General features: G+C 64.4%; 5 protein-coding genes. 2 read left to right on the top strand and 3 right to left on the bottom strand.

Annotated elements, in window-relative coordinates:
• Positions 1-213: 213 nt before the first annotated feature.
• From BKG60_RS21065 to pks2, 3 genes are all read right to left on the bottom strand, one after another.
• A complete protein-coding gene (locus BKG60_RS21065) occupies positions 214-879 on the bottom strand; it encodes a methyltransferase family protein (protein ID WP_070946183.1) in 666 nt (221 codons plus the stop codon).
• Between the two features lie 80 nt (positions 880-959).
• Positions 960-1,769: a GAP family protein gene (locus BKG60_RS21070; RefSeq protein ID WP_070946184.1), complete on the bottom strand. Its 810-nt coding sequence runs from the start codon at positions 1,767-1,769 to the stop codon at positions 960-962.
• A gap of 447 nt (positions 1,770-2,216) precedes the next feature.
• The gene (gene pks2, locus BKG60_RS21075) at positions 2,217-8,474 is read right to left on the bottom strand and encodes a sulfolipid-1 biosynthesis phthioceranic/hydroxyphthioceranic acid synthase (RefSeq protein ID WP_070946231.1); all 6,258 of its coding nucleotides are present in this window, start codon (positions 8,472-8,474) and stop codon (positions 2,217-2,219) included.
• Positions 8,475-8,949: 475 nt separating this feature from the next.
• On the opposite strand from pks2, the gene BKG60_RS21080 reads away from it, so the two are divergent.
• Entirely contained in the window at positions 8,950-10,686 is a 1,737-nt protein-coding gene (locus BKG60_RS21080) for an AMP-binding protein (RefSeq protein ID WP_070946185.1), read from the top strand.
• A gap of 20 nt (positions 10,687-10,706) precedes the next feature.
• Positions 10,707-11,555 carry an alpha/beta fold hydrolase gene (locus tag BKG60_RS21085; protein ID WP_083284210.1) on the top strand — a complete coding sequence of 283 codons (849 nt, stop codon included), beginning with the start codon at positions 10,707-10,709 and terminating at the stop codon, positions 11,553-11,555.
• Positions 11,556-11,594 lie beyond the last annotated feature (39 nt).

Raw genomic sequence — 11,594 nt, forward strand, 5'->3', positions numbered from 1 at the left:
GCCGCGCGCTCACTTCTGCATAGTTGGCGCCCCTACGTTTCCGGTGAGATCACCGTGCTACCGGTGGGCTGCACCCACTTCGAAATGTTCCTACCCCAAGCACTGAACACATACGCACAACAACTCACCTCCGCGTTGAAACCTTGACGCACCATTTGTGGTAGCTGCGTCCCAACGTGTCAGAGTTACGGTGCCACAGCATCTTTCACGTTGTCACCAGATGAGCGGGACCATGCGGTAGCGAACCTTCTGTGTGTATTCGCGGTACCCGGCCAACTCTTCCTGGAGTAGCCGTTCTTCGTCGTGGATGCGGAGGACGAGCACCACCAGGCACGGAATGGCGAAAAGTAACCCCCAGTACGACCCGAGCGCCAGGGGAATCCCGGCCAACAGAAATATGTCGCTGGTGTACATCGGATGCCTGACCCGCCCGTACAGCCCGGTGGAAACAAGTTCTTGCCCATCTTCGACGCGGATCGTCACCGCCGCATGGTTGTTCTGCGCGAGGACCAGCGTGAGGCCGCCGATTCCGACCGCCACGAGAACATCGCCGATCACGGAGACCCACGTTGGAACTGTGGACCAGGCGAAGCGATGGTCGAGTGCGCTGACCCCAATCATCGCCGCCCACAGCAAGAGTAGCGCTGTGGCAAGGATCTTCTGCGGCTTTCGGCTCTCGGCTGCCGGCATGCGGCGTTGGAGGACAGCACGATTCGTACGCAGAAAGTATGCGCCGGCCACCCATCCCGAGATGACGACAACGGCGAGAAACACCCACGCTTGCCAGTAGTTCAACGTGCCCGCCGGAACGAATATCAACAATCCGACGACCACGATGCCCAGTGTGCCGCTGGCCAGGATGCTCACCAAAGATTTCATGGCACCTCGATGCTGCGCATTGATTTACCCAGCTAGCAGCGTACATCCGCGTTAGCCGGACCGTCAGCGTTTGTGATACTTCAGAGGCCGCCGAAACCCCGGAGTACCAAGGAGGCGCCAACCACCGCGCAGATGGCCGCCGCGAACGCCTGCCGATGCGCGCTGGCCCATTCGTGCAATGTGCGCAGCGCTGCTTGGGTTCTCGCTGGTGCGATGACGTTACTGATCAGGATGAACTCCTCCACCGCAAGTACGCCGAAGACGAACACGATCAATGCGACCAACTGGACTTCGAATGATGCACCTGAAGCGATGACGATGGCCAGGGCGAACAGAATTCCGTCGAGCGGTGGGACCACGATGATTCCGATGACGAACGGTATCCAGGGGGATCCGTTCTGCCACGCTTCACGGATCCGTCCGAGCAACCGGCGTGATTTCGGATCGTCGTCGGAATCTGCCGAGGTGGAGTACAGCAGCCTGGTGATGGCCGGCGGAGCCCCGGAATCATCCACGAGTGTCGAGGTGGTGCCGCCGCCGGCAGCCGGCGTCTGACGACTACCAGCGGCGACGGGTTTCCGTAGCACGTTGCGGGCCACCATGAATGCGGCGATCGCCAGCAGCGCGATGCCGATTCCGATCGTGATGCGCTGCGTGAGCGGGTCTGCGGTGGGGTGGGCAAATCGCTTCGCGAACGCGGACGAAGCCGGCGTGGAGTGGAGCACGATCAGCGGAATGACGAGGCTGGCGAGCCCGATCAGCACTGCGCCCGCCCAATAGGCCAACAGATTCTGCACGGGACGTGGGCGCGAGAGCACCAGGAGGATGATTCCGAGTCGCACGGGATTGATCGTCGTCAAGAGTGCCAGTACTACCAACGAGCCCCACATGAGCGGAATACTACCTTGTGTGTTATTTGCTGTAGGGGTTCTTGAAACTTGATCGTGAGTACTTTGGCGCGCACCCGGGCATGCGAATCCACGAACTGGCTCACGTCATGATCGGCGGCGCTGAACAGCGTGCCGCATCGCGGACCAGCCTCGAGATTTGGCGCAAATGTACTGTTGTTCCCCCGCTATGTCGGCATCGGATCGTTCGGATTTGTTGTCGAGTAACTAGTTTCGCGCCAGCTGTGTCGTTTGGCGCTGAGATGCGGTTGAGGAATCCGGGCAGACGCCGGGCCGGCCAGAAGCTGCGAGTACTGGGCTGACCGAGGGAAACGATGGTCCGTCGCGAGGTTCGGGTACCCGCCCGGCCGATCTGCGGAAAACCTGGGGCCAATTCTCCTGATCAATTTGCTGCGGATGGTCCGATCCGACTCCCTGCCGTCGGCCATGTCAGGAAGCTCCTGCGGGCAGTAGCTTCTCGCACAGCAGATCTGCCAAGCCGTGCACCGTCGTGATTCCGGTTGCCGAGATTCGTATTCCGGTCTCGTTCTCGATGCGGGTCCGTAGTTCGAGTGCGCCCAGTGAATCCATGCCGTATTCGGACAGGGGGCGGTCAGGATCGACACTGCGGCGCAGGATCACGCTGATCTGATCCGAGATCACATGCCGCAGCTTGGCCGCCCATTCCTCGGGTGGTAGATCGTCAAGTTCAGCCCGCAGCTTGCTTGTGCCTGTGCTGCATTGGCCGATCGATCGGAATGCCTCAGCGAAGGGGCTGCGCTCGGCGAATACGGACAGCCACGGCGCTCCCGTGATCGGCGCGTATCCGGTGTAGGCCCGGTCGTGACGCAGCAGTGCTTCGAACGCATACGCACCTTCGTCGGGCGCGATGGCGATTCCGGCGCTTTCGGCCAGATCGGTTCCGCGGCCGATCTGCCCCCATGCACCCCAAGCGATGGCAGTACCCGGTAGCCCCTTGGACCTGCGCCACAGGCTGAAGGCATCCAGCCAACTGTTGGCCGCGGCGTAGGCCCCCTGCCCGGGGGAACCGACGAGCGCTGCCGCCGACGAGAACGAACAGAACCAGTCCAGAGGCTGGTCGGCGGTAGCGGTATGCAGATTCCAGGCACCGTAAACCTTTGGTGCCCAGTCCCGCTCGATGAGCTCGTCAGTGATGTTGGTCAGCGCGGCATCCTCGATCACTCCCGCTGCGTGCAGCACCCCCCGCACCGGGAGCCCGCCGGCGGTGGCCACCGCCACCAAGCGTTCGGCGGTGTTCGGATCGGCGATGTCGCCGCACTCGACGACAATGTCGACACCGGTCGCACGGATGCGGTCGACGATCTTCGATACCGTCTCGCTCGGCTGCGAGCGGGAGGACAGTACGATGCGCCCACACCCGTTGGCCGCCATTCTCTCGGCCATGAACAAGCCGAGGCCACCGAGACCACCGGTCACGATGTACGCGCCGTCCGGCCGGTATACCCGGACCTGTGACGGTGGAACCACAAGCCGGCTGGAGCCGGTGTGCGGGATGTCGAGCACGAGCTTGCCGGTGTGCTGGGCACTGCTCATCAGCCGGATGGCGTTTGCCGCGTCGGCAAGCGGGTACCGGGTGAACTCGGGCATCGGCAGGTCGCCTTCGGCGCTCAGCAGGTACACCGTGGACAGCAGCTCCCGGAGTCGGCCCGGATGGCTGACCGACATCAGCGCCAGGTCGACGGCGTAGAACGAGAGATTGCGCCGGAAGGGGAACAGACCCAACCGGGAATCACCGTAGATGTCGCGCTTGCCGATCTCCACGAATCGCCCCCCGAAGGCCAGCAATTCGAGGCCTGCACGCTGGGCAGCGCCGGTGACCGAGTTCAGCACGATGTCCACGCCGTATCCCTGGGTGTCCTGACGTATCCGATCGGCGAACTCCAGGGTCCGGGAATCGTAAACATGCTCTACACCCATGTCCCGCAACAATTGCCGGCGCTGCTCGCTGCCGGCCGTCGCGAAGATCTCCGCGCCGGCAGCGCGGGCGATGGCCATCGCCGCCTGGCCGACGCCGCCGGTCGCCGAGTGGATCAGCACCTTGTCGCCCGCCTTGATACGGGCCATGTCGTTGAGTCCGTAGTACGCGGTTGCGGTCGCGATGGTCAGCGCAGCCGCCTCGGCATCGGACAACCCGGCCGGCAAGGTGGTGGCCAGCCGCGCGTCGCAGGTGACGAACGTCCCCCAGCAGCCCTCGGCGCACAGACCGCCCACATGGTCACCGACCTGGTGGTCGGTGACGTCGGGTCCGACCGCGGTCACCACACCGGCGAAGTCGATGCCGAGCTGGGGAAGCCGGCCGTCGAAGGCAGGGTAGCGGCCGAAGGCGACCAGCACATCGGCGAAGTTGATGCTGGAGGCGGTGACCGCGACCTCGATCTGTCCCGGACCCGGCGGAACATGTTCACAGGCCACGAGTTCCATCGACTCCAGGTCCCCGGGGGTGCGGATCTGCAGCCGCATCCGGTCGCGCTCGTGATGGGCGATGGTGGTCTGCCGCTCCTCGGGACGCAGTGGGGCCAGGCACAGCCGGGCGGTGTACCACCGCCCGTTGCGCCACGCGGTCTCGTCTTCCTCGGATCCGCTGAGCAGCTGTGCGCCCAACTGCTCCACGTCGACCGTCTGGTCCACATCGATCTGCGTGGCGGCCAGATGCGGGTGTTCGGTGCCGATGACCCGGATCAGGCCGCGTAGTTCGGCTTGATCCAGATTGGCCACATCGCCGGCCAGCACAGTCTGCGCATTTCGTGTCACGACGTACAGGCGGGGCAGTTCGCCGCCTATCTCTGGCAATTCGCGGGTCATGTGGACCAGATGACGAACGTATTCACGACCCAGCAACGGCGACTGCTCGGCGTGTTCACCGTCATTCGGCGCGGTGACGATGACCACCCCGGTGAATCGCCCGGCCCGCAGATGACGGCCGAGCTGCTCACACGTGAGTGAGTCGTCGGCCTGGTTCGGCCAACTCATGCTGGTGCACAGCGCACCGCGGTCTTTGAGGATGTCGCACAGCTTGTCGGCAACCACGTCCGGGCCGGCGGCGGCGCTGATCACCAGCCATGAACCGGCATCGGCGTACTCCACCTCTGGCAGTTCCCGCTGACGCCATTCGACGGTGAGCAGTCTCTCGCTGAGAACCTGGTCGTCGTGGGCACCGGCGGATGCGCCGGTGCCCAGGCGCAATCCCTGCACACTCAGCAGCACAGCGCCGTCCTGGTCGAGAACGTCGATGTCGGCCTCGACGCCCGTGACGTCGACGGCAGTCAATCGGGTATAGCAGTAGTGCGCGTTGCGGGCCGGACCGTACGTGCGCAACCGCCGGACCCCCAGCGGCAAGCCGAGCACGTCTCCGCCGAGCGCCTGGACATCGGGATGAGCTTCGACCGATTGGAAACAGGCGTCCAGCAACGCTGGATGCACCCCGTAGGCGTCCTGTTGTGAGCGGATCGAACGGGGGAGTGTCACCTCGGCGAGCACCGTGCGCGCCTCCGCCTCACCGGTATGAACGGTGACGAGGCCGGTGAACGCCGGACCGTACTGAATGCCGTGCTGGCCCACGCGATTACGCACCTCGGCGCCGTCGTCGGGGCAGGGATGGGCGGTCAGGATCGCAGAGATGTCGTAGCTGGGCGGAATCTCGTCTGCCGCGGCCCGCAGGATGGCTGTCGCGTGGCGCACCGGCTGACCGTCCTCGTCGGTTTCCACGGTGAAGTCGGCAACGCCGGGAGCCGACACCGTTGCAGAGGCGCCCACCACCGTCTGTTCGTCCAGCAGCAGTGCCCGCTCGAACCGGATGTCGCGGACTTCGCAGACGTCGCCCAGCACGGTCGCGGCGGCAGCCAGCGCCATCTCGCAGTAGGCAGCGCCCGGAAGCACGGCAACCGAGCGAACTTGGTGATCGGCAAGCCACGGCTGGGCGACGGTGCCGACATCGGACTGCCACACATAGCGTTCCGGTTCCTCGTGCAGTCGGACGTTGGCTCCCAACAGCGGATGAACCGAGATGGTGCAACCGCCATGGGTCGGGGCTTCGTTACCACCGCCACTGAGCCAGAGCCTGCGATGCGTCCAGGTCGGCAGCGGGGCGTCGACCAACTCACCTCGGGGGTTCAATACCGAGAAGTCGACCGCGGCACCGGCGCTGTGAAGGTCGACCAGGAGCCCGCGCAGCCCGTTCGGCATCGATTGTTGACGGCGCATCGCCGCCAGCGCGGCCATCGGCGTCTCGCGGCCGGCGGCTGTTTGTTCGAGAGCCCTGGTCAGCAGTGGATGCGGCGAAAGTTCGGCGAAGACCCGGTGACCGTCTTCCAGCGCGGCTTGCACCGCGCTGGCGAAGCGCACCATCTTGCGCATGTTGGTGACCCAGTACTGGGCATCGCAGACCGGCTGTTCCCGCGGGTCGAACAGGGTCGCCGAATAGAACGGGATCTCCGGAGGCATGGGTTTGAGATCTTTGAGCGCCTCGGCGAGATCGCTGACGATCGGTTCCACCTGTGGTGAATGGAAGGCCACGTCGACGGGGACTTCGCGGGCCATGATCCCACGTTGTTCCCAGTCCGCCACCAGGTCTCGCACCGTCTGCGTGGTGCCGGCGACGACGGTGGACTTCGGCGAAGCCACCACGGCCACCACCACGTCGTTGATGCCGCGGCCCGTCAATTCCGAAAGTACTTGTTTGGCCGGCAGTTCCACGGCCGCGGTGGCGCCCTTGCCGGCGATCCGGGACATCAGCCGGGACCGGCGGCAGATGAGTCGCAGCCCGTCTTCCATCGTGAGTGCTCCGGCGACGACGGCTGCCGCGCCCTCTCCCAGGGAGTGTCCGATGACCGCACCGGGGTGGACCCCGTGTGCTCTCATGGTGGCGGCCATCGCGACCTGCATGGTGAACAAGGTCGGCTGTAGCCGGTCCTGGCCGGTCACGGTTTCCGGTGACGACATGGCCTCGGTCACAGAGAATCCCGACTCTGCCGCGATGATCGGTTCGGCCTCTGCCACGGTGGCGGCGAACACGGGTTCGGTCGCCAACAGATCGGCGCCCATTCCGGCCCATTGCGAGCCCTGACCGGAGAACACCCAGACCGGCCCTCGGTCGTCTCGCCCCACCGCGGCTTGATAGGGGGCGTCACCGTCGGCGACTTCGCGCAAGGCGGCAACAAGTTCCGGTCGGCTGCCGGCACTTACCGCAGTGCGTACCGGGCGGTGTACACGGCGGCAGGCCAACGTATAGGCCAGATCCGTCAGGGCTACATCGTCGTGCGCTTCCACCCAGTCGGCGAGCCGGCCCGCAGTGCGCCGCAACGCGTCGGCCGAGGTGGATGACAACAGGAAGAGAAAGGACGCAGGTGACTCGGCCGTCTCGGTTTCCCGGCCCCCGACCGGCGCCTGCTCCACGATCGCGTGAACATTCGTACCCGACAGGCCGTAGGAGGAGACCGCTGCGCGCCGAGGATGGTGCCCGTTGCTGCACCACGGTGTGGTCTCCTGCGGCACAAAAAGCTTGGTCGGAATCGCGGCGAGCTTGTCGGGCAGACGGGTGAAGTGCAGGTTCTGCGGAACCTCACCATGCTGTACGGCGAGGACCGCTTTCATCAGTCCGACAGCACCCGAGGCTGCCTGGGCATGCCCGAGGTTGGTCTTGACCGACGCCAGTGCACAAGGGCCGTCGACGCCGTAAACCTTGGCCAGACTGGCATATTCGATGGGATCGCCGACCGGCGTTCCGGTGCCGTGTGCCTCGACCATTCCGACGGTGCCGGGATCGACGCCGGCCGCGCTCAACGCTGCCTGATACACCGCGGTCTGCGCCGCATCCGACGGGGTTGCGATGTTCACGGTGTGGCCGTCCTGGTTGGCGGCCGTGCCACGTATCACGGCCAGGATCCGGTCACCGTCCCGCACGGCGTCGGACAACCGCTTGAGCAGGACCACGACGCAGCCCTCACCACTCACGAAGCCGTCGGCCGCGACATCGAACGCGTGGCAGTGTCCGGTCGCCGACAGCATGCCCTCGGCCGAACCCGAAGCGAACTTGCGCGGATCCAAAGCCAGGGTGGCGCCGCCCGCCAGGGCGAAATCGCTCTCGCCCTCGTGCAAGCTGCGACATGCCAGGTGAACTGCCGTCAGGCCGGAGGAGCACGCCGTGTCGACGGTGAGCGCAGGGCCGTGCACCCCGAGTGCGTAAGCGATCCGGCCGGAGGCCAGGCTGAAGTTGTTGCCGCTGAAGCCATATGCCGCCTCCAGCGCCTGAGCGTCGGCCGCCAGCATCTGGTAGTCGGCGTGCGTCATTCCGACGAACACCCCGGTCGACGAGTCGGCCAGCGCATCTCGGGTGAGGCCCGCGTGCTCCATCGCCTCCCAGGCGGTCTCCAGCAACAGCCGTTGCTGCGGATCGAGTGCGGCGCTTTCACGTTCGTTGATGCCGAAGAACTCGGCGTCGAAGCCCGCGACGTCGTCCAGGAAGGCACCCCACTTCGACACCGATCGGCCGGGAACCCCTGGCTCCGGGTCGTAGTATTCGTCGGCGTCCCAACGGTCGGGCGGAACCTCGGTGACCAGGTCGTCACCGCGAATCAAGGCTTCCCACAGGCGCTCGGGGGAGTCGATGCCACCCGGCAGGCGGCAGGACATCCCGATGATGGCGACCGGGGTGACCTGTGCGGCGGGCATGTGTGCCGCGCCGATCCCGGTATCCGATTCCGGAAGCGCTCCGCCCACGATTTCAGATGCATTCAATTGCAACTCCTCCCGGCAAGCCTTTCCGCGGTTCATCCGCGATGAGGCCGAATGCCTGCATTCGTACGCCGAGCCGCAGAATTTGATCGCTGGTAGCGAGGGTCCATTAGCCGCTCAACGCCCGTCGCGGGCGCTCACAAACGTAACAGTATGTTCGCTGCGCAAAGTTGTCTCGCGATCGGATCAATCCACAGCTGAGATGCAGGCGATTTCAACTACTTCGGGGCATATCGCCTGATCAACCCATAACGGTCAAGATCAGAGGCATTTCGCCGCTTTCGGGGCAACATTTAGCCTACTTTGACAGATGAGTGCGGAATGACGTGCATGTGATTCATAAGGCGACTCAAATTTAGTTTGCTGGCTGATCCGGATATGTCGGTGCGCTTACCGCGATACTCTGACTGGCGTGGGCGAGGCATCAATTTTGACGTTGCTGCAGGAGCGTGCGGGTCTGCAGGGCGACGACACGGCGATGACGTTTGTTGACTATGAACGTAATTTGGACGGCTCGGCCGAGAGCCTGACGTACTCGCAGCTGTATCGGCATGCGTGCAACCTGGCGCGGGAGATCGGCCGATCCGGTTCACCCGGTGACCGCGCCCTCATCCTGGCGCCACAGGGACTGGACTACATCGTCGCGTTCTTCGGTGCGCTACAGGCGGGCCGGATCGCGGTTCCGTTGGCGGTTCCCATGGGCGGTGTCAGCGACGAGCGGGTCAGCTCGGTGCTTCAAGATGCGGAGCCGACGGTCATCCTCACTACCTCGGCGGTCGCCGGTGTGGTTGCCGACTACCTCACGGCAAACGACCTGAAGGCCCCGACGATCGTCGAGGTCGACACGCTGGATCTCGATGCTCCTGCCGGGACCGGTTCGCATAGCGAAAATCCCACGGATACCGCGTATTTGCAGTACACATCTGGGTCGACCCGGCAGCCGGCCGGGGTGATGATGTCGCACCGAAACCTGTTGGCCAACTTCGAACAGCTGATGTCCGGCTACTTCGCCGAGTTCGGAAACGTGGTCCCGGAGGGCTCGACCATCGTCTCGTGGCTGCCCTTCTATCACGACATGGGTCTGTATCTGGGCGTCTGTGGGCCGGTGCTCTCGGGTGTCCCAGCTGTGCTGACGAGCCCCGTGGCATTTCTTCAGCGTCCGGCGCGGTGGATGCAGATGCTGGCGACCAATGGCCGTACCTACACGGCTGCACCGAATTTCGCGTTCGAGTTGGCGGTGCGCAAGACGTCCGACGAGGACATGGCCGGGCTCGACCTCTCGGATGTGCTCGTGATCATCACCGGCAGCGAGCGAGTGCACCCGGCAACGCTGGAACGTTTTACCCAGCGGTTTGCCAGGTTCAACCTGGATCCAGCCGTGATACGACCGTCCTACGGGATGGCTGAAGCCACGGTGTACATCGCGACCCGGGAATCGGGTGAACCGCCGGCGATCGTGCGATTCGAATCCGAACCGTTGACTGCCGGTGCCGCCCAGCGCTGTGAGAACGGAACGGGCACGCCGCTGGTCAGTTACGGCATCCCGGTCTCACCCACGATCAGGATCGTCGACTCCGAGACTCACGCCGAGTGCCCGCCGGGAACCATAGGGGAGATCTGGGTGCACGGTGCCAACGTGGCCAGCGGCTATTGGAACAGGGTCCGCGAGACCGAGTCGACGTTCGGTGCGCGCATCGTTTCACCGTCGGCCGGAACGCCGGAGGGGCCGTGGCTGCGCACCGGGGACTCGGGATTCATGTTCGACGGCGAGTTGTATGTCATCGGACGCATCAAAGATTTGCTGATCGTGTACGGGCGCAACCATTCTCCCGACGACATCGAGGCAACGATCCAGGAGATCAGCCGGAGCCGATGTGCGGCCATCGCGGTCCCGGACGGTCATACCGAGAAACTCGTCGTCATCATCGAGTACAGGAAACGGCCCGAGTCTGCCGAGCAGCCCGTGGACCAACTCTCGGCGGTGAAACGTGAAGTGACGTCGGCGATCTTCAACACGCACAGTCTCGGGGTCGCGGATCTGGTTTTGGTGCCGCCCGGTTCGATCCCGATCACCACGAGTGGCAAGGTCCGGCGCGCTGCCTGTGTCGATCAATACCGGCAGGGCGAATTCGCCCGCTTGGACGCATGACCGCATTCGGGGATCGGAAGGTGAACCTGGCTTACGACGACCGCGGCGACGGCGAACCGGTGTTGTTCATCGCCGGTCAGGGAGGTCTCGGGCGGACTTGGGATCTTTTTCAGGTGCCCGCGTTTCGTGCCGCCGGCTATCGTGTGATCACCTTCGACAACAGGGGCGTGGGAGCCACGTCGGACGCCGAAGGGTTCACGTCGGCAACGATGGTGGCCGACACGGTCGAACTGATCGAGCGGCTCGACATATCTCCAGTCCGGGTGGTGGCGGTTTCGATGGGCTCGTACATCGCACAGGAACTGATGCTGTCGCGCCCCGAACTGGTGAGCCAGGCCGCGTTGATGGCCACCCGCGCCCGCCACGACCGTGCCCGAGAGTTCTTCGGTATCGCCGAACGGGACCTGGCCGAGGCAGGTGTGCGACTGCCTGCCACCTATGACGCGAAACTTCGTCTGCTTGAGAACTTTTCGCCGAGGACGTTGAACGACGAGGACACCGTTCGGGACTGGATAGACATGTTCACCAGATGGCCGGCGAAGGTGACACCGGGTATCCGTGCCCAGTACGGCGTCGCGCCGCAGAGTGACCGGAGGCCCTCATACCGGGCCATCACCACCGACGTGCTCGTCATCGGCTTCGCCGACGACCTCGTGATGCCGCCGCACCTCGGAGCGGAGGTGGCAGATGCCTTGCCCCACGGGCGATATCTCGAGATTCCCGATACCGGCCACCTTGGTTTCCTGGAACGGCCGGAAGTGGTGAACTCCGCGATTCTGGACTTCTTCTCGAATGGCGGTGGCCGTGCGGATCAGGTGCGGAATGGTTCCGACGTACAGCGGACGCACAGTTGGCCGTCAGCAATCTGAGACTTGTTAGCTGAGTTAATCCGTTCCCGGGTCGGAGGT

The organism is Mycobacterium syngnathidarum, from assembly GCF_001942625.1.
Classification (GTDB): domain Bacteria; phylum Actinomycetota; class Actinomycetes; order Mycobacteriales; family Mycobacteriaceae; genus Mycobacterium; species Mycobacterium syngnathidarum.

Coding starts and splice junctions, on each gene's coding strand:
- BKG60_RS21070 (WP_070946184.1), bottom strand. CDS start 1,769: ATGTGGGGCTCGTTGGTAGTACTGGCACTCTTGACGACGATCAATCCC.
- BKG60_RS21065 (WP_070946183.1), bottom strand. CDS start 879: ATGAAATCTTTGGTGAGCATCCTGGCCAGCGGCACACTGGGCATCGTG.
- pks2 (WP_070946231.1), bottom strand. CDS start 8,474: ATGCCCGCCGCACAGGTCACCCCGGTCGCCATCATCGGGATGTCCTGC.